The organism is Bartonella bacilliformis KC583 (assembly GCF_000015445.1).
GTDB lineage: Bacteria > Pseudomonadota > Alphaproteobacteria > Rhizobiales > Rhizobiaceae > Bartonella > Bartonella bacilliformis.
In genome coordinates this window covers 1,156,698-1,181,966 of record NC_008783.1, presented here as the reverse complement: position 1 = coordinate 1,181,966, position 25,269 = coordinate 1,156,698, and the positions used below count along the sequence as shown (strand labels likewise).

Here is a 25,269-nt window from a genome sequence, read left to right as displayed (position 1 = left end):
AATGTTGACCGTTAGTGGAATAGGGAGCACTGTGCCTATACCAAATTCAGTTCCGGTGCCAATATTTTCATCTACAGTGCGTGCACAACAAAGACAAGAGTTTCACTCCACTTCTCAGTGGGTGGCTCAGTCAAAAGTATTTGCAGACGCTGCTTCGGAAACATTTTCCCCTTCTGTTTCCTTGATAAGCGAGCCTCAACTTGTTCCCCAACAAGTGGCTCAGTTAGCAGTGTCTGCAGATGCTTCCCCAAAAACAACCGCTTTTTCAACATCAGAGTCTCCATCTATTCTCAAGCAGGTGGCCCAGGCAACAGTGCCTTCAGATGCTTCTTCTACAAAAACAATAGCCTCTACTGCTTCGTTGATAGAGGGCATGTCTGGGATGAACACGGAAGAAATAGAACGTTTTTGTAGCAATATTGGCAGTCAGGCTGCGGATGCACGTTTCCAATTGCAACGTCAACAATTGCAACAATTGCGTGATCAAATTAGTGAGCGTGTGAAAACTTTGGAAGAAAAACAACAAGAATATGAAACTTGGCTCAAAAGGCGCAATGACTTTATCTCCATGGCAGAAGACTCTTTGGTTGAAGTTTTATCAAAAATGCGTCCTGATGCAGCAGCAGCTCAATTAGCTTTGATGAATAGTCTTGTTGCGGCTTCACTTGTTTTGAAGCTTAGCCCCAAGGTATCGAGCACTATTATGAATGAATTACCCCCTGAAAAGTCAGCTGAACTGACTCAAATATTGGTTAGTGCACAACAATTTTCAGCGAGAAAGAATCCTGTCAATTAGATTGTTAAAAAAGTAATGATGAAAGTAAAAACAGATGAAATACAAGGATAAACAATATTCTCGATTGTATTTGGTGTTTGGCATCATTTTTACATCAGTGATAGTGACTTCTTGTTCATACAATACGAAAGATTTTAATTCGGTTCCAGATTTTTCACCTGTGCGTGCAGATTTAGGCTATGCTCCTTCGCGTACAGCGCAGACCTATCCATTGCCCCCGAGGGAGAGCAATTATTCACTTTATCGTGCAAGCGGGAATAGCTTTTTTCGTGATCCACGGGCTATGCAGCCGGGTGATGTGTTAACTGTGCAAATATCAATTAATGATCGCGCTAGTTTGAATAATAAAAGCGACCTAAAGAGTGATTCTAGTTCTAAATATACCATTGGGACGGGATATTCTTTCATGGATAGAATTGCAGGGAGCCTTGAAGGTGAGTCATCAAACCAATCTAAAGGGGATGGCAAGATTGAGCGGCAAGAAAATATTCGCTTGTCTGTGGCTGCAATTGTGACTGATGTTTTGCCCAATGGGAATTTAATTATTCGCGGTTCACAAGAGGTTCGGGTTAATCATGAATTGCGTATTCTCAATATTGCAGGGGTCGTTCGTCCACGTGACATTTCAGGCAATAACATGATTGAGTATGATAAAATTGCTGAAGCACGCATTTCATATGGTGGGCGTGGGCGTATAAGTGAAATACAACAACCTCCCTATGGTCAGCAGTTATTAAATCAAATTTCGCCTTTTTAATTGATGATCATCTCAGGTTTTTATTGGGTTTATGACTGATGAAAGACAAAAGGCAGTCAATGACTTGCATTATTTTTTGTAACAGGGGTTTTTATGGATAAAGAGCCAAAACAAGAAGAGGCAACAGTCAACAAAGATAATAGTGTGAAAACACTCTTGATTGTTGGACTTATCTTAACATTGATTGCTGGGGCTGCTGGGTGGTTTTTAAGTTTATGGGTGAGTCAAGAAATTAGGCAGACTTCTGGTGCTTCTAAAGACTCTTCAATCGCTATTCCAGCGAGTAAAATCATGGCTGATACCCATACGGTTGTTTTGCCTCCTCTTGTAACGAATATGGCATCACCAGAAAAGGCTTGGATTCGGGTCGAAATTGCTTTGATTGTTAAATCTGGTGAAACTATTTCCTCAACTGAGGTAGCTAATATATCGAGTGATTTTTTAGCGTTTCTGCGTCAAATAACAATCGATCAGGTGAAGGGGCCATCTGGGCTGATGCATTTGCGCTCGGACCTTTTTGATCGTGCTAAAATTCGTTCTGGCGATAAAATCAGCAATATTTTAATTTCCAATTTGGTAATAGAACAATGAGACGGTTGAGTAGTCTTATTGTGTTGATGCTGGTATTGGCTATACCAGATGCTTTTGCTCAACAAACAGGTGCGGCAAGTCCTGGTGGGCTTGCTGGGCTTCTTCCATCTGTTGAGGGATCCGTGAGTGGATGGATTGTTCAATTATTCGGTTTATTGACTGTTTTGTCAGTTGCACCCGGTTTGCTCATGATGGTGACGAGTTTTACTCGTTTTGCCATTGCTTTTTCACTTTTACGTTCAGGGTTAGGATTGCAAACGACACCTCCTAATCTTGTCATGATATCCTTGGCTTTATTTATGACTTTTTATGTGATGGCGCCAACATTTAATGCCGCGTGGGAGCAGGGGGTGCAACCTCTCATGAAAAATGAAATCACTGAACAGCAAGCGATCGATAAGATCAGTCAACCTTTTCGTGAGTTTATGATATCGCAAGTCCGTGAAAAAGATCTTGATCTTTTTGTGGACCTTTCTGATCCTTCTTTTCAGGTGAGAACAGGTGCCGATATCGATTTTCGCATCCTGGTTCCTGCTTTTATGATTTCTGAATTACGTCGTGGGTTTGAGATTGGCTTTCTTATTGTTTTGCCTTTTTTGGTGATAGATCTTGTGGTGGCAACATTAACCATGTCAATGGGAATGATGATGCTTCCGCCAACAGTGATTTCTCTACCCTTTAAAATTTTATTTTTTGTATTAATTGACGGATGGAACCTATTAGTTGGTAGTTTAATAAGGTCTTTTTAATTTATAGTTTAATAATAAAGTTTTTTACTGTGTTTATATTGGCTTATTATAATTAAAATACTTTAAAATCATGATAAATTGATAATTTTAATCTAAATATACTTTATAAATTTATACAAATTATTCTAATCTTTGTATAAGAATAGTTCGTACAGTCTCTTTATTTTTCTTTGGGGGATATCATAATCACTACAAGATTATTGATATGTAAATCATCCATCCCATCATCATTTAAATGAAGCGTAAAATCATATGGAAATAAACTTACGTTTTGACGGTATCTCAGATGATGTCACCTATGGGTCGATGGGATCCATGATAAAATATGAGATTGGTACAGTGGTTTCGGTTCTTGATGTTCTTCAACTCAGCAGAGAGCAGGTTAATACGGCAAGAATTATTATCGATATTACAAGAGATTTGTTAGCCGAAATTCAAAAATCGATTGTGTATCCATGCGAAAAGGGCTCAGCAGATATTGCAAAAATGCAAGAAACCATCGCAAAAAATGTGAAAAAAATCTCTCATATTATTCGAGCGTCTATTTTAAAGAAAAGCAATATTCTTACCAATGGTGGTATAAAAATCAGGGTGCCTTCCTCTTATAACAGAAGTGAGGGGTTCTCAGATATTATTGAAATTGGTGGTCCAGAATTCAATTTTGGTGTTGTTGATGCTAACGGTACGATTGATATATCTCAAGGTGTTTTGACACCTATTTTTGAGACAGGAACAACAGAGAATTTTTCGATAGCTCGAGAAATTTTTGAGACAGCATATCAAGATTTTAAAAAATTAGAAGACGCTCTTATAAAGGCAAAAGCATATTATGTAGCGGATCCTTCATTGGCCAATGAAACAATTTATAACAATGCTCAGAAAGCTGTTGATGAAAGCACAAGGGATAGTGGCGCGTGGAGTCAAGCAAAAGCCCGGTTTAAAGTCATTACAGATAATATTTCTATGACGGATTTTGTGACTATACAAGGAATTGCTTCGTTATCTTTTGAAGCACAAATGATTCTTTTTAATAGTTTTCAAAAAAATGTTCAGTATTTAATTATTGCGATTTTGATTACAGAAAAAAAAATAAATTTTGCAATTGCTTTAATTGACACTCAGCCAGCATGTGTGAAACTCTTGATTCAGACTCTCAATTCAGACACTCAAGCTTTGATTGATACTAACTGCGATGCTGCATCGATCCGCCTTTCTATTTTAGAAATACGCAAACAGCTTAGCCTTCAAAGATTGCCAATTGCGAATCATAATAGTCAAAGTATGATGACTTTCTTACATCGATAAAAGACCTTTTTTCGTGGAATATAGATCTAAAAAAAAAGGCAGCACACTGTGCTGCCTCTTGTATAAAGGTGACTTGATATCGTTTAGAAACGATAGCGTATTCCACCTGAAAAAGAAGTTCCTGATGTACCAGATCTTTGCAATGCACACCGGTAGCTGATCTCACTGTGAAGAGAGAGAGAATTAGAAAATTCGCTAACAAATCCCAATCCACCTTCAAGTGAAGATCCCACAGAATCAACATGGAACTGATCACCCATCGTTATTGTACTGTTATCACTAAAAGTTTTAATGAGGTGTAGTTTGGTGTAGAGCGAAACAAAATCATTCTTATTACCCATAGGAATAATATTATTCATAGGAATAATCTTACTTACACGTCCACCAACACGCACCAACCATTGACGAGGGTCATCCATATCAACATCAAATTTATCAATGTCTGAAATGGTCTCAAAGTTCAAACCCTGATAAACAAGCTGCGCTTCTGGTTCAAATCTAACCCCTTTAACTTCGGTATCAATTTTTTTACCGAGAGCTAAAGAAATATTCCATGCTTTTGCGTCATCTATGGTTGCTGTATCACCAATAACAGCATTGGTAATAGTTCCTTTCATCATACCATAGGATATAAGTGCATTTGCATAAAAGCCATCATAGTGTTGCGTACTACTATAAACTGCAACTGACCATTTATTCAGGTTACTTTCATCAGAATCAGGCACATCCTTCGGAGTGAAGAATAAGCGACCATAATTCCCTAAAAGACCGAAATGCGTAATGCTATCTTTATTATCCCATTCAACCAATGACAAACCTGCTTGCAACGCACCATAGTTAACATCTGCGTGATAACCGTAATCAAAAGGAGTACGGTCAGATGATAAGGTCAATTTGTTTCCATAAGAAGAGAGCGAGATAGCAAATTGCTCACCTTTCTTTTCTACAGGATTTTTCTGCATGCTCGTTATAAGCGTGTTGTGATTGATTACATCGGCCAATCCCGAAGAGAATACAGCATTAGACATCACTAAATAGCTTGCAGCCTGCGGTACAATAGCGCTCACATATCTATCAGAGTCAATATATTCATTTTGCAAGCGGTAATCCCAAAAAGCAGGACTTTCTGAAGAATTGGCTGTAAGAAGGTCATACACAGCACTAACGTCCGCTTCACGAGACTCCCCGTGTTGTGATCCTGGCCCATAAGCTTTTAACACATATTTGTAAGGCGAACCACCGAGTGTAATATATGGATCACTTAGCTTAAAGGAATCCTCCTTTGCTGTTCCAAAAACCTGAACAACTGAAACTCCTCTTTCATTCAAGGGGATAATTCCCTCAGATGCAGCTAAAATAGAAGGTCTGTGAGTAATCTTAGGAAGCTTAACAAGCTCACTGTTTGTCATGTCTTGAACATGAATCGTAGTGTTACCTATAACATTCCCACTAACGATAACCTGATCGCTCTTTAAATTTCCTATTTTTTTAGAATCATCTAACTCAGCATTGATAAGCAACCTTGCATCACCCTTTGCAACGTAGACATTCCTTTCAGGATTATCAAACCCTACATACAAAGTTTTGTAATGATTACTGCTTTTGGGTTCAACAAAAATAACGGAACTATCATGGACCTTAAGAGAGGAAAGATCAGAACTTAACCGCCGTTTTCTATTTTCAATCCGTGTTTCGTCTTTAGACTCCAAACTTACATCGTCCATTTCGTGTTTACTGAACGTTAAATACCACTTACTGTTATTACGCAGATCTAAATTTACTGTGCTTAGTGATGTACTTCCTGTCTGAGTACTCGGATCTACTTGCTGCTGCCGAGGTGCAAGCTCTACCCGAGGACCCAAAACTGTCACTCCTTGCGGAGCATCCCAAACTGTTAGCCTTGGCTGAGAAGTCGGTTCACCTGAAATTTCTGATACCGCCAAAGCAACAGTCGAAGCCTCTGATACTTGCGTAGAATCCTGATTTGCTTGTGCTTGCACATTAATATCCGGATTTCCTAATACTTGCTGAACACCATTTACCTGCTGATTGTTCTGAACTTCTAAAGCTCCTGCTTCCAGCTGAACTCTTTGCCCTCTGTTTCGTTGCAAAAGAAGGCTCAAAACATCTTGTCTTTGTTGATCGGTCTGAGTATCTTGAGGATCTCTAACTCCTTCTCTTTCTCCCAGGACTGCTCTTACACTCGCTCTTTCTTCCAGGGCTGTTCTTATTCCACCTCTTAAGACAGAATTATCAGCTGTGATTGTAAGATGAAGAGGGGATTGATTTGCATCTTCTTTTTTTACCAAAATATCAGCGCTAATTTTTGAATTTTCAAGACTGATTTGACCTGTTACATCGCCAAAAGTGGATCCAAAGATACCAACACCATCTTCAACATGAATGTTTGTGTTAACTAATTTGACTACATGATCATTTGCATCTTTTGACGCAAATACGATACCAGCACTCTCACGCCATGCGACGTTGATATCTGAATTATACAGTTCAAATCTACCCCCTAAGTTGGACAAAGCGACCATCGCTTCTTCGGACGTATTAACATTCACTCCGTAAATTGTACCGCCCTCCGATACGATCATAGGAAATTCTCCATGAATTTTTGTATCTTTAATGGTTACAATTTGGCCTGGATATTCCACATTAGAAACTACAATTGAAGAATCACCAACTGGATTACCAGCTAATTCAGCTTCGCTATCATAGCTAGCCAGAACATCACCAAACCATTTAATCTGATCTTGAAAGTCTTTCACTCGAGCTAAAAAATTGTTCACCTCAACTTTATTTTGTTCCAATTGATCTTTTTGTCCATTTTGTTTTTGCAACTCAGAATCAAGCTGAGTTTTCAAGTATTCCACCCTACCTTGCAAAGCTTGCACCGTATTCTTCATACTATCTTGCTCTTGTCTTAACAAAGCTTTACCTTCGTTACCTTGCGCAAGATCACTAACCTGATGTTCAAAGTCTAACATCTGCTTTGAAAAAGCAGATACATCTCGCTGCAGCTTTTCTATCTTCTTCGCAATCCCCCATCCATAATTCGCCTGATCATCCAAAAAGTCCACCCTACCTGGATCATCAGCACCATACAAACCTTGTACTCGTACGTCTGTCTTTATTCTCTCCCAACTGTTTGGTTTTATTTCATCCACAGGGACACTAGCAAAAGCTACATTAAAATTAGAACACAACAAGGTTCCAGCAACTGTACATAATAAGATATTCTTTTTTAACACCTACGCACTCCTAAGTATTCATTTTTTTTCTCCTCCCCTTAAAACTCTGGAAGCCATTTAACTTATTACGTATTTTTTGTAAAGTGGAAATTAGTGCATATTGTACTTTATATATTGATAAAAATACGTAAGGTATTTTTAGAAACGGTAGCGCATTCCAGCAGAGAAGCTATTTCCTGAGATACCTGCTTTTTGCAGCTTGTGCCGATGGCTTATATCGCTATGCAATGAGACATGTTGAGACAATTGTGCACTCATGCCCACTCCACCTTCAATAAAAGATCCTATCGAGTCACGCTGAAACTCATCGCCAATCCATAGTGAACCTTCATCACCAAAAGTTTTTATGAGATTCAATTTGCTATAGAAAGAAAAAGCTTCTCTTTTTTCAACTGAATTGATCGTTTTGATTAAACGCCCGCCGATAAGCATGAGCCATTGTTCTGGCGAACCTACCTTAACATCAAAGCCATCGATATCTGCAATAGTGTCAAAACTCAAATGCTGGTAAGCAAGTTGTGCTTGTGGTTCGAAGGCAAGATTTTCAACACCGGTTTGCAGTGGTTTTCCAATAGTGGCGGAGAGGCTCAGAATCTTTGTGCCGTCCAATTTGGCTGTATTGCCAATGAGAGCATTGGTGATATATCCGTTTAAAATACCATAAGATAACAGCGTATCCAAATATATTCCATTGTTATATTGGGTGCTGCCATAAGCGGTAAGTGACCATTTATTCAGCTTACTTTTGTCAGAATCTTCCATATCCTTTGGCGTAAAAGACAGTTCTCCATAGGTGCCTAAAAGGCCAAAAAGTGTGGTGGAATTTTTATGTTCCAGTGTTGTCAATGCTAAACCTGCTTGTAAGGCAGCATAATACATACCTGCGCCATAACCATATTCTAAAGCACTCCGGTTAGAGGATAAGGTGAGGCTATCGCTATAAGAAGATATGAGAAAGATGTTCTTTTTATCCTCTATCATATAGAGAGGAACTGAGCGCCTATTCGATAGGAATGTATTTTGATTATTCATATCGGTGATGCCAGCAGAAAATAGGGCATTGGGCAAGACTAAATAGCTTGCTGTTTGTGGGACAAGAGCTTGTACACCAGAATGAGGGTCAATATATTCTTCTTGTAAACGGAAATCCCAGAAATCATCGCCCTCACCAACTAAATTTTGGTCTGCATCGGCTACCCCATTGCTGGAATTTTTTCCGTAGGCATAGAGCATATATTTGTAAGGTGTGTTGTTTAATGTGGTATAGCCATGTGCTAATTTGAAAGAGTTTTCATTAGCTTTTCCAGAGACTTGAATCAAGGAAACACCTTTTTGATTGCGAGGAATAGAAGTGTTTTCTTGTGTATCTTCTTCTTCACTTTTACTTTCGTCTCCATCATTTTTCAGTTTAACATAAACTATGGTGGTGCCTGAGACATCGCCATTGATGAGAACTCGATCGGTTTTTTGATCTTCTATTTTTTCACCATTACTCCATTCAGTATTTAAATGAATTTGTGCATTGCCTTCTGCGATATAGGTCGCGGTTGCGTTATTAGTCTCTTCTACAAATGAGGCTGATTTTTTAGAGCCAATAACCAATGTCTGATAGTCATCTCCCGTGGGTTCGTTAAAAATAATGCTGCTATCTTTCAGTTTGAGCTCAGAAATTTGCGAGCGTGATCTGTCTTGAAGATCAAACAGTGCACCATTGTTTTGATTACTGATTTTTAAATACCACGTTGTGTTGGTGAGGTCGAAAGATATTTTATCATGTTCTTCAGCTTGCACACCTCCTTCTAAGATTGAGTTTTCTGTTTTCAGCTTAAAATTAGAGGGATTTTCATTAAAAGTGCTAGATTTTAATAAAATATCGGCTCGGATTTCCGAATTTTTCAAGTTCACTTCGCCACTGACAATATTTCCAGTAGCACCAATGCCAACGCCATTTTCTACGATAAGCTTTGTATTGGTCAAATTTACTTTACTGGAAACGTCTGAAATCTCGATACCTATTTGACCCGCTACTGCAGAAACCCCTGTTACTTCAATGGTTCCGCCGGTTGATGCGGAAAATGCGAACATGTTTCCAGTAACTGTTCCTCCATTCATGATGATTTTTGTGTTTTGATGGGACGAGTAAAGACCTATATTCGCTGTAATATTAACATCATTGAGAGTAACAAGAGTTGGTTGTTGTACATTATTGTTAGAAGAAGCGACTATACCTATCGCTCCTACATTGATAGAGCCACCATTTATTGTGACTTGGCCGCCAGCTGTGACGAAAAAACCAGTTGTAATTTTACCAGTAGTTGTAATTTTACCAGTAATTGTTATGTTATTCACTTCAACTTTACTGTTAGCCCCATCTACATACACACCAGTGCTGTTTCTATCGCTCGTTAGTGTTATATTTGTGCCGGTAACTGTGCCATTGGTTACATAGATAGCGCTATCCTCCATGGCTGGGCTTGTAGATTGATAGGTTTCATCACTAACATTTTCTGTTCTTCCATCTTCAACAACGAGAGTTTTTGCATTTGCATTGAAATTAAAATTCATTAGCGCCATGGTAACAGCGGCTGTGCACAATAAAAGAGCTTTTTTATTCATTGAAATTCCCCAAAAATTATAATCCCCATTTCTTCCTTCTTTCGTTAAAGAAGAAAGATAAAATTTGTACTTTTAAAAGTACCCCGGTAAAAGTTTGACCGGGCTATCATTGCCATATTTATGTCAATGATGATTTATGCATCCATGAACACATAAATCGTTCATGGATGCAAATTTAGAAAATATCCTTTGTTATATTACATTCTATAAAAATTTTGTTGCTATACCGTTAGAAGCGAAATCGTATTCCAGCAGAGAAACTGTTCCCTGAGATACCAGACTTTTGCAGTTTGCGTCTGTGGCTTATGTCCCCATATAATGAAAATTTTGCAGACAATTGCATGTTGACACCTAGTCCTCCTTCCACAAAAGACCCTGTGGGATCACGTTTAAAGTCATCACCAATTTTTATTGAGCCCTCATCCCCAAAAGTTTTGATCAGGTCTAGTTTACTATAAAAGGAAACAGCCTTTCCTTGTTGAAGAGAAGTAAGCGTTTTGGTTAAACGCCCGCCGATACGCATGAGCCATTGTTCTGGAGAGCCTATATCAACCTTAAAGCCATCAATATCTGAAATAGTACCAAACATTAAGCGCTGATAGGCAAGTTGCGCTTGTGGTTCAAAAGTGAGATCAGCAATTCCGATGGCTAATGGTTTTCCAATAGTTGCAGATAGGCTCAATGTTTGTGTTCCATCCACTTGGGCTGTATTGCCGATGAGAGCATTGGTGATATTTCCACTGATCAAGCCGTAGGATAGGAGTATATCTGCATATAGCCCATTATTATGTTGTGTGCTGCTATAAGCGGTCAAGGACAATTTATTGAGTGTGCTTTTACTAGCATCGGCCATGTTTTTTGGGGTAAAGAATAATTGACCATAGGTTCCTAACAACCCAAAATCTGTTGTGATATTTTGGCTTTCTAGTGTTTCTAAGACAACACCTGTTTGTAAGGCCGTATATTGAATATCAGCGCCATAGCCATATTCCCAAGCTGTGCGCTCAGATGAAAAAGTGGTGGTATCACTATAAGTGGAGGCTAAGAAAGTGTTTTTTCTCTGACCTTTCATGAAGAGAGACATGGAACGCATATTGGCTAAGAACGCGTTTTGATAGTTCATATCAGTGATACCAGTGGAGAAGAGAGCATTGGGCAGAACTATATAACTTGCTGCTTGTGGAACAAGAGCTTGTACACGTCCATCTGTGTCCGGCCCCCCCAGTGTCTGGTCCTCCGGTGTCCGGTTCCCCAGTGTCCGGCCCCCCAGTGTCTGGTCCTCCGGTATCTGGTTCCCCAGTGTCTGGTCCTCCGGTATCTGGTTCCCCAGTGTCCGGCCCCCCAGTATCCGGTTCCCCAGTGTCCGGTCCTCCAGTGTCCGGTCCTCCAGTGTCTGGTTTCCCAGTGTCCGGTCCCTCTGGATTAGGATCTGGAGGAGGGGGAAGGTATTCCCCTTGTAAGCGGAAATCCCAGAAATCATCACCGTCACTAACTATATTTTGCCCAGCACTAGCTCCTCCATGGCTGGAGCCTTTTCCATAGGCATAGAGGATATATTTATAGGGTGTACCATTTAATGTGGTATAGCCGTTTGCTAGTTTGAAAGAGTTTTCATTGGCTATTCCAGAGACTTGAATAAGAGAAACACCTCGTTGATTCCAAGGAAGAGAGGTATCCTTTTGTACATTGTCACCTTCCTTCACATTGACATGAATCATGGTGGTTCCTGAGACATCACCATGGATGAGAACACGATCGGTTTTTTGATCCGTTATTTTGGCACCATCACTCCATACAGTATTGAAATGAATTTGTGTGTTTCCTTCTGCACTATAGATAGCAGTTTGATTTTTCTGGTTAAGATCTTGATCTTCTATAAAGGAAGCCGGTCTTTGCGCACTGATGAGCAATGTTTGATAATTATTTCCTGTTGGCTCTTTAAAAATAATGGAACTATCTTTCAGTTTAAGCGTAGACAGTTGAGAATGTGATCTATCTTTAATACTAAGCAGATTGCCATTCGCATCTTTTTCATTACTAATTTTTAAATACCATGTTGTGTTGGTAAGGTCGAAGGATACTGTGTCATTCGCGGCAATTCGTACGTTCCCTTCTAAAATTGAATTTTCTGCTTTAAGATTAAGCCTAGCAGGATTTTTATTCTCATCTACATTGATGCTGTTTAATAAAAGATCAGCGCGAATTTCAGAATTATTTAGGTTTATTATACTATTTTCAGCAGATCCTATAATGCCAATACCATTTTCAACGATAAGCTTTGTATTGGTTAAATCGATTCTGTTAGGTCTCTTATCATTGTTTGTGTTTGCAAGGATTATGCCTATTTCATCTGCTGTTGCAGAGACATCAGTAACTCTAATCATTCCACCGTTTTCCACGGTAAATGCATTTTGTGTTGCAGCAATTGTTCCCCCGGTCATGATGATATTTGCGTTAGGACCTTTTGTATAGAGAGCAACTTTAGCTTCAATAACAACATTATTTAAAATAACATTAGTTGCTTGGGGATTGTGTGTTGTCCATGTGCTTTCTGATATTACAGCTGTTTCAGCGTCTCTGATGGAGCCGTTGATCATTGTGATCTGACCGCGATCTTTTGCAAAAAGACCGACTGTAACGTATCTTATGAGAGTATCCTGAAACTGTATTATGCTTTTACCTCCGTTATGGGTTATAGCATTATTTCCATCAGCTGTGGCTCCGTATCCATTTCCTGCTGTGCCAAAGATTATTAAATCTGAGCCATTGAGTGTGCCATCGGTTACGTAGACACCACCATGTTCTGGTCTAGGGCTAACAGCTGAGAGGGTTAAGTCACTAATGTTTTCTGTTCTTCCATCATCAATGACGATGCGTTGCGCATTTGCATCCAAATGAAAGCCAAGTAATAAAAAGCTAACAGCTGTTGTACATGACAAAAGATATTTCTTATACATGGAAAATTCCCCCAATTTACAAGCTTCACCTATTTCCTCTTCAGTGAGCTATTTGAAAAAATTAGATATCCCCAAAAAAAATAGAGTACCCTCAATTAAGCGTGGTCGGATCTATCTTCTTTTTTATTTTGTGTCAATCAGTGTACATTTCGTGAACGTCCATTTAGAAGGTATTGCTCTATACATTTTGTAAAAATCTTTTTTAGAATAACGTTAAAAATAATCATCTATTTTCTGCAGAAAATTATTGCCGGAATATATCTGCGTTTGGTGTTGGTATTAGCAGTTTATATCCTCATGCAATGGAGCCTTTTGAAACAAGGTTACATGGATATCCAATTTCTATTAAAGTTATGATTCTGTAGGGGGATAATGCAGAGGAGGAATGTATTTTTTCATTAAAAATACGCATCATTTTCGCGCAAGCTTTATTGTTTATGATGAGAGGAAAAAGTGTCGGTCAACAGCTTTAAATGTGTTGCCTTTTTTATACGTAGTAACTGCTTTTTCTTTAAAACAAAATGGTGCAAATATATGCTTGATAAATTTTTTGTTTTTCTTTCTTCTTCAGGGAGTGCTCTTTATAAATTAGGAGCAAAGCGTCTAATTGCGCTTGGTTTGGTTGGGGTAACGCTTTTTGGAACGATTTTATTTTCTAGCTTTTATCTCACGCGTCCCTCTCACGAAACGCTTTATGTTGGTCTTTCTCGCGATGATGTAAACCGTATAGGGATGGCTTTGGGGGAAGCAGGAATTGCTTTTGATGTTTCTTCCGATGGGGGGTCTGTTCAGGTTCCTGTAGGGCAAGCAGAGCATGCTCGAATGTTTCTTGCAGAAAAAGGACTTCCCACATCGAACAATGCAGGGTATGAATTGTTTGATAATATGGGGTCCTTGGGGTTAACATCTTTCATGCAAGAAATCACACGTCAACGTGCTTTAGAGGGCGAGATTGCGCGCACAATTCAAGCTGTGCAGGGTGTAAAGGCTGCACGTGTCCATATTGTTTTACCTGATAAAGGATCTTTTCGTCGAGCCAATCAAAAGCCTACAGCCTCTGTTGTGATTCGTACGGATGGCGGTTTTTCAGTTGAATCTGCTCAATCTATTCGACATTTAGTGGCAGCCGCTGTTCCCTCGCTTGAAGCAAGTTCAGTAACGGTGATGGACACACGCGGACAGATGTTAGCTTCTGGGGTTGATGCCATCAATGGGGCACCTGTTGTCATGGCTTCACTAGAACACCAGGTTGCATCGCAAATTGATGCCAATATTCGTAAGCAATTGGTTCCTTATCTTGGGCTTGACCATTTCCAAACCAGTGTGCAAGTGGCTTTGGATACAGATCGTCGTCAAATCAATGAAACAATTTTTGATCCGGAATCGCAGGTTGTACGTTCTATACGTTCTGTGCGTGATCAAGCAGATAGCCAAAATAGTCGCAACAGTGATGCTGTTGGGGTCGAGCAAAATATTCCACAAGAAGAAATTGCTAATGGTAGTGGAGAAACGTCAACAGATAAAAAAGACCGTCGTGAAGAAACAACCAATTATGAAATTAATTCTAAAATTATCTCTACGGTTAGAGATGGTTATAGTGTGAAAAAATTGGCTATTGCCATTGTGGTAGATCGTGCACGTTTGGTGCCTGCAAATGGGGAAACGACAGTTTCTGAAGATTTTATTAATGACGAAGTAAACCGTATTCAACAAATGGTTTCAGCCGCTGCAGGGCTTGATCCAAATCGCGGTGATATCATCAATGTAACAGCTGTTGATTTCATTGGTCATAATGATGCTGATTTGACACCTATTGAAACGCCTCTTTGGAAGTCTGTGTCACGTTACATACCTGGTGTGGTCAATGGTGTTGCATTGGTAATTGCTGTTCTGTTGATTTTGTTTTTAGGCGTGCGCCCTTTAATGCGTGAAATGCGTGAAGGACAAAAAGCTCGTAATAGTGGTGAAAATGCTTTGGCTGGCTTAGGCGCTGTTCCTGCTTTGGATAATCAATCGCAGGCTGCTGCCGGTGTTGGTGGGGTGACAAAAACAAATGATGATACACTGCGTGATTTACGCAATCGTATGCGTGTTCCCCCACAAAATCGTTTGGAAAAAATGATAGATATGGATGAAGAGCGTTTTGCTGGGATTTTGCGTGAATGGGTTAATGATACAACGGCGCAGCCTGTGTAGATTTATAGAATGCAATGCTGAATGAATGTGGTCAATAGAATGGAAAAGATAAGTGAAGAATTTCAAAGAAAGGCAAGTTTGCCATTTTCTTCCGTTCTTAGGGATTTTTCACGACGACATGTCGTTGATGAAGAGGAAGAAATTCTGTCTTTTGTTGAGCAAGCTGGGAGGATGTGTGAAGATGAAGGGCATGAAGCATTTTCATTATCTGGCGTTGTTTTATCAGAAGAAAATATGGAAGATATTTTACCTCTCCACGTAAATGCTGAAAAAACTATTGATGTTCATGCGCTGCAACAAGAAGTTGTTCACCAAGCAGTGCAGGAAACAACAGAAAAGTTGCAAATGCATTTTTCAGCTGAAAAAAAGCGCATGGAAGAAGAACATGTAAAAGCTCTTGAAATAGCAAAGGACAGTGCAATTGAAGCTTTAGGTGCTGATATGCATCGCCAATTAACAGAAGGTTTGGCGAATTTACGTCAAGAAATCGCTCAGGATATTGCACAGATTCTCTCTGGCTTTATAGGGGAGAGGATGACACAAGACGTGTTGAAGCAATTTGCTGCAAAGTTAGCAGGGCAAGTTGTCGATGCAAATCAGTCTTTGATTCTTGAAGGCAATGAAAAACTTTTTGAGCAGCTCAAAAAGCAGCAGGAATTTAATTCATCTCAATTTGAATTTCACCCGACCAACAGCACAGAGATACGTTTGCGCCGTGGTGAAGTAGTTGTCGCTACGCAGCTTGCTCCGTTACTGGCGTCATTACAGGAGTTGATTCAGTGAAATCAGAAGATCAACACACTCATTCTGAAATTATTATCGTTCGTCGTGGTGGGCATGATGATCATGATGATCATCATGGTGGTGTTTGGAAGATTGCTTATGCCGATTTTATGACAGCAATGATGGCACTTTTTCTTGTGATGTGGTTGGTCAATGCAAAGGATGAAGAAGAAAAAGCCGTTATTGCAAATTATTTTAATCCCATCAAACTCGTGGATCATGAAACAACTATTCGTGGTGTTAAGCAAAATGATGCTGAAGATAACAATACGCCCTCTGTTGATCCAACACGTAGAGAAGAGGCGCAATCAGAAAATGGTCAGCTTAATCTCACAGAAGAAGCAGAGCTAATGCGTGATCCTTATACAGGGTTAGAAAAGATTGTTGATGCAAAACGAACGATGCAAGATCAGTCTGATAAGAATGCAGAAAATAGCACGTCGATGGAACAAGAAAATGGTGATTCAAGAGAAAATTCAAAGGTCGGAATTGATTATTATGATCCATTCTCACTAAATTATTGGAAACAAGCGGCGTCTGATGCGTTGGTAAAAGCAGAGACACCACTAGCATTCCAAAAACTTGCACAGGAGAATTTTCCTTCTCAAGAATCGATCGATTTCGCGAAAGAATTGACAGAGTTTATGAAAGAAACAGTCAATGATCACCATGTATCGGTTTATGTAGAGCCAATCAAAGAAGGTGTTATCATTGAATTAATGGATCAGCCTCAACGTGAGATGTTTAGAGTGGGTTCCTCTCTTCCAACAGCAGAAACGGTTGAAGTTATTGGCGAGATGGCAAAAATTATCGCAAAGCATCAAGGAGATGTTATCATTAGTGGCCATACAGATTCTCGGCCTTACCGTAGTGCTAATCGTGATAATTGGCAGCTTTCAACAGCACGGGCACAAATGGCTTATTACATGTTAGTGCGGGGTGGCTTGGATGAAAAACGGATTTTGCGAGTTGAAGGGTATGCAGATCGAGATTTAAAAAATAAGGCAGATCCATATGCTGCTGAAAATCGGCGTATCTCTATTTTTATACGCAACCCAAATGGTGAATAGATGCAAAAGGTGCTGGCATTTAAAAAGTTATCTAAAAAGCCTATTTAACTTAGGCTCGTCCCCAAAGAGGAATAAGGTACCATGATAATGGAAAGGACACAGAGTGTCTGTCTTTTGCTTTTTTTTGTTTTGACTCAAGCGATATGTCTGCAAAGAGTAGAGGCCTCTTTAAAACAAGTCAAAACAGCTACTGACACAAAATTTGGAGAGGTTTTTGTCGCCCAAGCGGCTCTTCCTTCTGAAGATTTATCTGCTTCTTCAGAGGAAAAATCTTATACTTCATCAAGGATTATTTTATCTCAGCCTATACAGCTTGTTCGTTCCTTACAAAATTTACAAGACAAAATTATGTCAGGTCAGGAAGGGGCGTTACAGAAACAACCAGAACTTTTAAGAGAGATTGGTGAAAAATTTTTAACCCTTAGTCCTGATGTTTGGCAAGATGAGCATAATCTTTATGCCTTATTGATCTATCTTTTAAATGGTGGAAATCCTCGGGTTGTTAGGATAATTTTAGAGGATCATGGGCAGGGGAGGATTGCCCAAAATTTGATAACAGGTGCTTTGGCCTATACGTCTCATAGAAGAGAGGAATTTTTTAGAGCTTTTGCAAATTTGAGCGATCAAGAACTTCAGTTACTTCCCCCTGCTTTATTCTTATCCATTGTGCTCTCTACTGTTACAAATACCAGTGAAAAAGATCCTGCTTTGGCTTTGAAACAACTTAATCAAGTTAGGCTGTTAGCTCCAGGAACTTTGTTTGAAGAAAGTGCAATTCGTCGTGAACTTAGGGTCGCTGCAACGCTTGGTAAGGCAGAGCTTTTGATGTTGTTAGTACGCAATTATGCGCATCGGTTTGAAAAGTCACCTTATGTGAATAATTTTTGGAGTGAGTTTAGGCTTGCTATTCCGCGCATTGAAAAAGACCTGAGTGATGAGCAATTCGAAACATTGGTTTCATATGCACCGACAATGCTGCAATTGATGACATATACAGAAGTGAGCCGTGCAGCATTGATTGATGCACGCATGGAAAGAGTGAAACTGAGTGCTCAAAAAGCTCTGATGTTAGCGCATGAACTAAATGTTAGTGATGCACCTATCCGCCTTTATTATGCTGCAAGTTTGGCTGGGTCAGTCACAGCAGAAGAGGCAGCAAAAATGTTGCAGACTATTTCTAGCAACGATTTATTAGAAAGAGATCGCCCTTTATTGACTGCTGCGCAAGCTATAGCGGACAGGGTTTCTTTTTCTTTATCGGATGATTCCCAAACCGTTGAAACACAAGCTTTGATATCGTCGCAAAGCCAAGAAACATTAGAAACACAGTCAAAGAGACGTGTTGGACAACAAAGTGATCTACCTTCTATTGCAACCGAGACAGATCAATTTATCGAACAAACACGAGAAAAAATCAATATAGTCGACAAATTATTAGGAGAGCAGATATGATGATCAATATTGATGGATCAAGAGGTTTTCTTTCCACGCTAATGTCTCCAGTGAATAAGACTTCAGAACAATCAGAAAGGGCACAAGGGGGTATAGATAATCAGTTTGATCAAGGATTTGGAGCACTGGTTAACCGCGATAAAAAGGATTTTTCTCAAAATTCATCACCGATGCAGACAACGGAAGGGATGCTAGCATCAAATGCGACGACATCTTCTTCTGCATCGACGTTCAATAAAGTATCAGACGAAAAAGGCGAAAAGCATCACACAAATAAAGCGTTTGAAAAGGTGATCAATCAAGATGAAGCAGAGCAAGAGGGGGGGAATGAAGACTTCTTATGGATGCAAACAGAAGAAGAAGTTTCAGAACAGGACGTGGTTAAAGCTTTAAAAGCAAAGCATCAGCGTTCAAACATGCAGAAAAGTGTTGCACTTCAGGGCGAAGAGCATCCGCTATGTTTATCTCAACAATTTGTAAAACAAGAAATCATTGAAAAGAAAATTGGTGAATTTACAGAAAATGAGCGTGGTCAATCCGCTATAAGGGGTAACAGGGGAGAGCAATGGATTGCAAATATGCAGAAAACAGAGAGTGTTGAGGGAGATACTCAAACGAGCATAAAGGAAAGAAATCCGAGAATCCATAAGCATTCACAGCATTTTACACAAAATTTCACACAAAGTTTAATACGGGGCAGTGAATCTTCGACAGTGCGTTTTGATGTTGAGACCGCAAAATCTCTGTTTCTTGGGGATTTGAAAATGGGTGATAATGTTGCTGTGCAACAAGAAAAGCCAAATTTCATTAGCCAATTCAATGATGTTCATGTCACTTTGAATAAAAAGGTTGGTCATGTGCAGCTTTTGCATTTAAAGCTCACACCTGTTGAACTTGGCTCGATTGATGCAAAGTTGCGGATGACTACACAGGGGCTGCATGTTGAATTACAAGCTCAGCATCAAGAAACAGCGCGCCTTTTAGCCAATAATCAAGAAATGTTGATCCACATCTTAGAAAAAGCGCATATTCATGATGGTGGCCGCTTGTCAGTTACCATTATTGATAAAAATGCTCAATCAGGTCAGTTTTCACAGATGGATCAAGGGTTAGGGCAAAATAATAGCGAACAAAATTCTCATGGACAGCATCAGGCGTTTGATCATAACGATCAAAGTGGACAAAATGAATCAAGGCAATTTTTTAAACGATTTTTGTTGGAGGATTCGTCACTTATGGATCTTTCTCTTGAAGATGTTCATTCGCGCAATTCCCATCGGTTGGTTGTATAGTTTTACTATATTAAGCAGTGCTGCTGCTGGCAATGTATGTGAAGCAGAAATGATGAATGCTTCTAAGCGTTATCATATCCCTTTGGGTATTCTTTATGCCGTTGGATTAACAGAAACAGGCCATAAGGAATCATTGCAACCTCATGCACTGAATATTAATGGTAAGGCTGTTTTTGCGAAAACGAAGACAGAAGCTGTTCGTCTCTTTAAAGACGCAAAAAGCCGTGGTGTAAAATTAATTGATGTTGGGTGTATGCAGATCAATGATTATTATCACGGGTCACATTTTGCTTCTATAGAAGAGATGCTACAGCCTCGCAAAAACGTGGATTATGCAGCGCGTTTTTTACAAATTTTGCATCAAAAAGAAGGCAACTGGACTATGGCAGTTGCACGTTATCATGCCGGACCCAATAACAATCCAGCTCAAAAGCGCTATGTCTGCCGTGTTATAAGTAATATGGTTGCAAGTGGTTTTGGTAAATGGACTTCTAATTCTAAGATCTTTTGTAAAGACTCATCGAAAAAACACTAAGTAAAAAATAGCAAAATGTTTTATTTTGATAATTTTTTAAATATAATTCTACAATTTTAAATTGTTTTTGTAGGAAAAATCTTACAGTCCAGGATATAAAAATCCCATTTTTGTACAATAAATTAGAAAAATAGCTTGTTTTTCTAATGATTAAAGTTATATTAGTCTAAACTGAAATTGTACAGATTATGAAGACATTGTGTTATTAATATGTGCAAATTTAGGCAACATATATAATTGGGCTGCGTGTATAATATAAATTATTGGGGTGGAGGGCTCATGATAGTTGTAGTAGATGACCGCAAATTAGTAACTGATGGCTACTCTACGCTTTTCTCTCAGGAGGGGGTAGCAACAACGGGTCTTTCTCCTTCTGACTTTAGTAATTGGATTTCAAAAGCTCCAAGCAGCGAAGTTTCCTCAATCGAGGCAGTCCTCTTAGGTGATTGTGAGAACCGAGTTGAACTTCCTAAAGAAATCCGATTTTACAGCTCAGCTCCTATTTTGGCGATGACAGAGACAAATTTTCTTGATCACACGATAGAGCTTTTTCAAGCTGGTATTGATGATGTGTTGCGTAAACCAATTCATGTTCGTGAGATTTTAGCACGTATTGCTGCTATTCGCCGCCGTATAGGGGGGGACATTCGTAGTGCTGATGCTGCAATAAAAGTTGGCCCTATTAGTGTCTTTAATGATGGGCGTGATCCGCGCATTAATGGTGTAGATTTTCCTTTGCCACGTCGTGAGCGACGCATTCTTGAATATCTGGCAGCAAATTTTGGACGGCGCGTCAATAAAACACAAATATTTAATGCTGTTTATGGTGTTTTTGACGATGTTATCGAAGAAAATGTCATTGAGAGTCATATCAGTAAACTTCGTAAAAAACTGAAACTGAAGGTTGGGTATGACATCATCGATTCAAAGCGATTTCTTGGATATAGTTTAGTCATCAAAAACTAATTCCTGGACCTAGCTAATTTTAACTGCTTTTCTTCTCTTTATTCACCTGACAATTTGTTAAGCGATTTCACTTCTTGAGCATATTCAATGTGGCATAGCTTTTTTAAATGTGTCTTTTTAAAGGTCGTATTTTTTTAATAAAAAGGCTTCAGCAAAAGCTTCACACAAGAAAGTTTTTTTAAACAGGTGTTACAGGCTAATTTCAAGTGATGTCATAAGTTCACGATAATAGGAGATGATATGGGTATTTATGGGATGATGCATACGAGTGTTTCAGGGATGAACGCTCAGGGAAAGCGCCTTTCTGGTATAGCAGAAAATGTTGCTAATGCTGGTACGGTTGGATACAAACGTACGAATGTTCAATTTTCCAATTATGTAACGCCTTCAGGAGATTACGCTTATGTTCCTGGTGGGGTGAAAAGTCATGTTGGCCATGATATTTCAATATATGGTCCCGCACGTGCAACAGGTCGTCCGGGTGATGCGATGATCAATGGCAATGGCTTTTTTCGTGTTGAAGATGAAAATGGAAACGAATTTTTAACACGTGCAGGGTCTTTTTCGCGTGATAAGGATGGGTATTTGCGTAATTCATCAGGGCATTATCTTTTGAATGATGAAGGTCAGAGGATTCAAATTAGAGGGGGGCCAACAGATTTATTTGGTCCTGAAGTAACAACAGGAATTGATTTTAAAGCTAACTTTGATGCAAGTGCAGAGTCTTTAGGAGAGGGTGTGATTGATCCCGAAGATCCTAAGAGTTATAATCAGAAAAAATCAGTAACTGTTTATGACAGCCAAGGTAAAAAAGTTCAGGTTGATTTCTATATGCGTAAGACTGCTGATAATAAATGGACAGTCGATGCTTACCATGGAGACAATAAGGTTGGTACTGCAGATTTCAACTTTGATAAAGAGGGAAATCTTCAGGCTCCTCTTCCAGACTTTACACTAACATTGCCAGAAAATGATGGAGGAGATCCTCCGGGGACTTTCCAAGTTGCTATAAATTTGGGTGGGCTAGGAGAAGATTCTTTAGTAACGCAAAAGGGGAATTCGTATGCTTTTGAAGCAGAAGCAAACGGTATGGAAGTGGGCTCTTTTGATGGTTTTACTTTTGGTAAAAATGGTGAAGTTGAGGTTAAATACACTAATCAGAAAACGCGTGTTATCAGTTATGTAGGCCTTGCAACTGTCACATCACCAGAAAGCTTAACGGTTTTGAGTGGTACTGTTTTTCAAACAAATACCCGTACAGGGGCTCAAATGGTAGGGCGTCCTGGTGATGGTGTATTTGGTTCATTAACTGCCGGTTATCTTGAAGATTCAAATGTTGAGATGAGTGAAGAATTAACAGATATGATTGAATCTCAACGTAATTATACAGCTAACTCTAAAGTTTTTCAAACCGGTTCGGAATTGATGGATGTGATTGTTAATTTGAAGCGGTAGTCTAGAAAATCAAAGGGGGGTAAGATCATGGCTCTTAGTTCAGCACTTAACACTGCGCGCAATTCGCTCAAGGCAACAACAAGTCAATTTGATGTTGTAGCAAAAAATATAGCGGGTGCTCGAGATCCGAATTACACTCGGCGCACATCCTATTTAGAATCGGGGCCAAGGGGTGCGGTTCATGTCGCGGTTCGTCGTGATGATAGTCCCTTTTTATTAGACAATTACTTAGTCAAATCAAGCCAAGCTGCTGCTGCTGGCAGCTTGGCTAATGGTCTGCATCGCTTGGCTGAGATTCATGGTGCAGATGGGTTTTCAAATTCGCCTTCCCAATTGCTCAGCGATTTTCAGAAAGCACTACAAGCTTATGCTAATGATCCAGACCAGCGTGCTGCTGGAGACGCTGCGGTTGATCGTGCGCGTGATTTAGTGAATGCTCTGAATAAAGGCAATCGTGAAATTGAAAAATTACGCAATGATGCAGATAGTGATATTCAGGATTCTGTTGATCACATTAACGATCTTTTACAAAAGTTTCACGATCTTGATCAAAAAGTAGTTCAAGAAAAAAATGCAGGTCGAGATGCATATAGCTATATGGATCAGCGCGATGCAGTTTTAAAGCAATTATCCCAAGAAATTGGGATTAACACGGTTAGTCACCAGGATGGGAGTACAAGCATCTATGGTATGGACGGTAGTACCTTATATGACAAAAGTCCACGGAAAGTAACGTTTGAATCTAGCAATTCTTTACCTGCTGGTGTAGCAGGAAAGCAAGTCTTTGTTGATGGTGTTCCTTTAGGGCATCCATCTTTTGTAGAGCCTAATGGTGGTGGAAACCTTGGTGGATTGTTAAAGGTGCGTGATGAAATGGCACCACAATATCAAAAACAATTGGATGAAATGGCCAGTGCTTTGATGTCGATATTTCCCGGACCTCCTCCTTTATTTTTAGACAGTGATAAGCCAGAGGGCGAGATAGGTCCTATGGTAGGCTTATCAGGGCGGATAAAGCTCAATCCTATATTTGATAGCAATACGCCAGGTGGTGGTCCAGAACATTTTGGTAAAGATATTCAATCATTAGTTGATGCTTTTGACCAAAAGCGTGAATTTGGCTCTGATACAGGTTTGGCTACAGAACAATCTCTTATGAGTTTTGGTAAAAATTCAATGGGTTGGCTTGAAGGGGTGCGTTCAGATGCTGATAAAAATGCAAAATATCAAGGAACAATGTTTGCACGCGCTGCTGAAGCATTATCCAACGAAACCGGTGTTAATACAGATGATGAAATGGCGGTGATGTTGCAATTAGAGCAAGCCTATGCAGCAACCACACGTATTATCAGTACAGTTGGCAAAATGTTAGATGATCTTATGATCGCAATTCGGTAGGTGTATAATGAGAATTCAATCAATTTCTACATATGTTTTAAATAATTCGCAGCGTGATACGATTGCTAAGGGGCAGTCTGAATTGATGCAGGCTGCTTATGAGTTGGTGACTGGGCAGTTATATGATCCAGGTTTGACATTAGGTCGTAAAACAGGACGATTGGTCGATATTCAAAATCAGATGAATTTTTTAGAAGGTTTTAGTAATACCAATAAACTGGCTCTCTCGAGGATGTCTTCTGCACAGGCTGCAATTCAAAGTTTGATCGCAGCAGGTGATGATGAAACAGCACCAGGAGCGTTGACGCTTTTTAATAATATGCTTGTGGGTGATGCCGCCAATCAAACACCATCTGCAGCGCAAGCCGTAGCAGAAAATGCTTTAGCTTCCTTTATCTCTGCTTTGAATACCAGCTATAATGGTGACTATATATTTGGTGGAACAAATACCACTCAACCGCCTTTAAATGCTTATAAAGTAGGGGGAGAAAGCGGGCCTAGTAAAGTTGTTCATGATGCCTTTACAACATTTCTAGATGGGAGAAATCCGGAAGATCTCACTGCAGAGGATATGGACAAGTTTATTGATGAGGTATTTAGCACATTATTTGATGAAGAGAATTTTAGCAAAATTTTTTCAAATGCTAAAGATGGTTCTATTGAAAAGCGTATTGGTCCTAATGGTGAGACAGTGAATGTTGCGGCAAGCGCGAATGAGAAAGGTTTTCGCGATGCCATGAAAAATATGATTTTAGTCGCAGAATTTGGCGACATTGGTTTATCGAAAGAGGCACAGGAAGCTCTTTTTGCAAAAGCACGTAATTCTTCTGATCAAACATCCACAACAACTGCTATCAATGAGATTATTGCAACAGCTTCTAGATTGGGGAGCACTGAAGCAAGAATTAAAGGAGCAACAAAACAGATCGAGATTCAAACAAATCTTCTTAAAGGTCAACAAATTGACATGATTGGTGTAGATTCCACAGAGGCTGGACAAAGATTAAAAGCTTTGGAGGCGATGCTCAATCTCTCTTATACTTTGACAGCGCGGATAAGCCAATTAAGTCTTGTGAATTATCTAAAATAAA

19 protein-coding genes are annotated in these 25,269 nt (G+C 39.5%); 15 read left to right on the top strand and 4 right to left on the bottom strand.

The features are described 5' to 3' along the window. The first annotated feature begins 31 nt into the window (after nt 1-31). The 5 genes from BARBAKC583_RS06990 (at nt 32) to BARBAKC583_RS05540 (ending at nt 4,198) form a co-directional block, all read left to right on the top strand. Entirely contained in the window at nt 32-796 is a 765-nt protein-coding gene (locus BARBAKC583_RS06990) for a MotE family protein (protein ID WP_011807415.1), read from the top strand. Between the two features lie 64 nt (nt 797-860). Next, a complete protein-coding gene (gene flgH / locus BARBAKC583_RS05560; protein ID WP_005767762.1) occupies nt 861-1,553 on the top strand; it encodes a flagellar basal body L-ring protein FlgH in 693 nt (230 codons plus the stop codon). 93 nt (nt 1,554-1,646) lie between these two features. Further along, on the top strand, nt 1,647-2,144 hold the full coding sequence (locus tag BARBAKC583_RS05555) for a flagellar basal body-associated FliL family protein (protein WP_005767760.1): 498 nt from the start codon (nt 1,647-1,649) through the stop codon (nt 2,142-2,144). Further along, nucleotides 2,141-2,893 carry a flagellar type III secretion system pore protein FliP gene (gene fliP / locus BARBAKC583_RS05550; protein WP_005767758.1) on the top strand — a complete coding sequence of 251 codons (753 nt, stop codon included), beginning with the start codon at nt 2,141-2,143 and terminating at the stop codon, nt 2,891-2,893. Before BARBAKC583_RS05555 ends, fliP begins: the two co-directional genes overlap by 4 nt. A gap of 252 nt (nt 2,894-3,145) precedes the next feature. Continuing rightward, entirely contained in the window at nt 3,146-4,198 is a 1,053-nt protein-coding gene (locus BARBAKC583_RS05540) for a hypothetical protein (RefSeq protein WP_005767757.1), read from the top strand. Between the two features lie 83 nt (nt 4,199-4,281). On the opposite strand, the gene BARBAKC583_RS05535 is transcribed toward BARBAKC583_RS05540, so the two are convergent. From BARBAKC583_RS05535 to BARBAKC583_RS07130, 4 genes are all read right to left on the bottom strand, one after another. Then, entirely contained in the window at nt 4,282-7,458 is a 3,177-nt protein-coding gene (locus tag BARBAKC583_RS05535; protein ID WP_011807413.1) for an autotransporter outer membrane beta-barrel domain-containing protein, read from the bottom strand. Between the two features lie 138 nt (nt 7,459-7,596). Next, nucleotides 7,597-10,074: an autotransporter outer membrane beta-barrel domain-containing protein gene (locus BARBAKC583_RS05530; protein WP_005767753.1), complete on the bottom strand. Its 2,478-nt coding sequence runs from the start codon at nt 10,072-10,074 to the stop codon at nt 7,597-7,599. A 229-nt stretch (nt 10,075-10,303) separates the two neighbouring features. After that, nucleotides 10,304-11,197 (bottom strand): autotransporter outer membrane beta-barrel domain-containing protein, encoded by an 894-nt coding sequence (locus tag BARBAKC583_RS05525; protein ID WP_052467648.1) that lies wholly within the window; start codon nt 11,195-11,197, stop codon nt 10,304-10,306. Nucleotide 11,198: 1 nt separating this feature from the next. Next, nucleotides 11,199-13,031 carry an autotransporter outer membrane beta-barrel domain-containing protein gene (locus BARBAKC583_RS07130; protein WP_051007750.1) on the bottom strand — a complete coding sequence of 611 codons (1,833 nt, stop codon included), beginning with the start codon at nt 13,029-13,031 and terminating at the stop codon, nt 11,199-11,201. Between the two features lie 534 nt (nt 13,032-13,565). Here BARBAKC583_RS07130 and fliF point away from each other — a divergent pair. From fliF to BARBAKC583_RS05445, 10 genes are all read left to right on the top strand, one after another. Then, nucleotides 13,566-15,227: a flagellar basal-body MS-ring/collar protein FliF gene (fliF, locus tag BARBAKC583_RS05510; protein WP_005767748.1), complete on the top strand. Its 1,662-nt coding sequence runs from the start codon at nt 13,566-13,568 to the stop codon at nt 15,225-15,227. A gap of 39 nt (nt 15,228-15,266) precedes the next feature. After that, complete coding sequence (locus tag BARBAKC583_RS05500) at nt 15,267-16,010, top strand: hypothetical protein (RefSeq protein ID WP_005767746.1); 744 nt, start codon at nt 15,267-15,269, stop codon at nt 16,008-16,010. Continuing rightward, nucleotides 16,007-17,080 carry a flagellar motor protein MotB gene (locus BARBAKC583_RS05495; RefSeq protein ID WP_005767744.1) on the top strand — a complete coding sequence of 358 codons (1,074 nt, stop codon included), beginning with the start codon at nt 16,007-16,009 and terminating at the stop codon, nt 17,078-17,080. The genes BARBAKC583_RS05500 and BARBAKC583_RS05495 overlap by 4 nt, the downstream gene beginning before the upstream one ends. 87 nt (nt 17,081-17,167) lie before the next feature. Further along, entirely contained in the window at nt 17,168-18,532 is a 1,365-nt protein-coding gene (gene motC, locus BARBAKC583_RS05490; protein ID WP_005767742.1) for a chemotaxis protein MotC, read from the top strand. Continuing rightward, nucleotides 18,529-19,824: a flagellar hook-length control protein FliK gene (gene fliK, locus BARBAKC583_RS05485; protein ID WP_005767740.1), complete on the top strand. Its 1,296-nt coding sequence runs from the start codon at nt 18,529-18,531 to the stop codon at nt 19,822-19,824. Before motC ends, fliK begins: the two co-directional genes overlap by 4 nt. Next, on the top strand, nt 19,787-20,359 hold the full coding sequence (locus BARBAKC583_RS05480) for a transglycosylase SLT domain-containing protein (protein ID WP_005767738.1): 573 nt from the start codon (nt 19,787-19,789) through the stop codon (nt 20,357-20,359). The genes fliK and BARBAKC583_RS05480 overlap by 38 nt, the downstream gene beginning before the upstream one ends. Nucleotides 20,360-20,638: 279 nt before the next feature. After that, nucleotides 20,639-21,325, top strand: a complete 687-nt coding sequence (locus BARBAKC583_RS05475) for a response regulator transcription factor (RefSeq protein ID WP_005767732.1) — start codon at nt 20,639-20,641, stop codon at nt 21,323-21,325. 240 nt (nt 21,326-21,565) lie between these two features. Then, the gene (locus tag BARBAKC583_RS05470; protein ID WP_005767730.1) at nt 21,566-22,780 is read left to right on the top strand and encodes a flagellar hook protein FlgE; all 1,215 of its coding nucleotides are present in this window, start codon (nt 21,566-21,568) and stop codon (nt 22,778-22,780) included. Between the two features lie 27 nt (nt 22,781-22,807). Further along, complete coding sequence (gene flgK, locus BARBAKC583_RS05465) at nt 22,808-24,178, top strand: flagellar hook-associated protein FlgK (protein ID WP_005767728.1); 1,371 nt, start codon at nt 22,808-22,810, stop codon at nt 24,176-24,178. 7 nt (nt 24,179-24,185) lie between these two features. Beyond that, on the top strand, nt 24,186-25,268 hold the full coding sequence (locus BARBAKC583_RS05445; protein ID WP_005767726.1) for a flagellar hook-associated family protein: 1,083 nt from the start codon (nt 24,186-24,188) through the stop codon (nt 25,266-25,268). The last annotated feature ends 1 nt before the right edge of the window (nt 25,269 follow it).

Coding starts and splice junctions, on each gene's coding strand:
- BARBAKC583_RS05555 (WP_005767760.1), top strand. CDS start 1,647: ATGGATAAAGAGCCAAAACAAGAAGAGGCAACAGTCAACAAAGATAAT.
- fliP (WP_005767758.1), top strand. CDS start 2,141: ATGAGACGGTTGAGTAGTCTTATTGTGTTGATGCTGGTATTGGCTATA.
- BARBAKC583_RS05540 (WP_005767757.1), top strand. CDS start 3,146: ATGGAAATAAACTTACGTTTTGACGGTATCTCAGATGATGTCACCTAT.
- BARBAKC583_RS05530 (WP_005767753.1), bottom strand. CDS start 10,074: ATGAATAAAAAAGCTCTTTTATTGTGCACAGCCGCTGTTACCATGGCG.
- BARBAKC583_RS05525 (WP_052467648.1), bottom strand. CDS start 11,197: ATGAACTATCAAAACGCGTTCTTAGCCAATATGCGTTCCATGTCTCTC.
- BARBAKC583_RS07130 (WP_051007750.1), bottom strand. CDS start 13,031: ATGTATAAGAAATATCTTTTGTCATGTACAACAGCTGTTAGCTTTTTA.
- fliF (WP_005767748.1), top strand. CDS start 13,566: ATGCTTGATAAATTTTTTGTTTTTCTTTCTTCTTCAGGGAGTGCTCTT.
- BARBAKC583_RS05500 (WP_005767746.1), top strand. CDS start 15,267: ATGGAAAAGATAAGTGAAGAATTTCAAAGAAAGGCAAGTTTGCCATTT.
- motC (WP_005767742.1), top strand. CDS start 17,168: ATGGAAAGGACACAGAGTGTCTGTCTTTTGCTTTTTTTTGTTTTGACT.
- fliK (WP_005767740.1), top strand. CDS start 18,529: ATGATGATCAATATTGATGGATCAAGAGGTTTTCTTTCCACGCTAATG.
- BARBAKC583_RS05480 (WP_005767738.1), top strand. CDS start 19,787: ATGTTCATTCGCGCAATTCCCATCGGTTGGTTGTATAGTTTTACTATA.
- BARBAKC583_RS05475 (WP_005767732.1), top strand. CDS start 20,639: ATGATAGTTGTAGTAGATGACCGCAAATTAGTAACTGATGGCTACTCT.
- BARBAKC583_RS05470 (WP_005767730.1), top strand. CDS start 21,566: ATGGGTATTTATGGGATGATGCATACGAGTGTTTCAGGGATGAACGCT.
- flgK (WP_005767728.1), top strand. CDS start 22,808: ATGGCTCTTAGTTCAGCACTTAACACTGCGCGCAATTCGCTCAAGGCA.
- BARBAKC583_RS05445 (WP_005767726.1), top strand. CDS start 24,186: ATGAGAATTCAATCAATTTCTACATATGTTTTAAATAATTCGCAGCGT.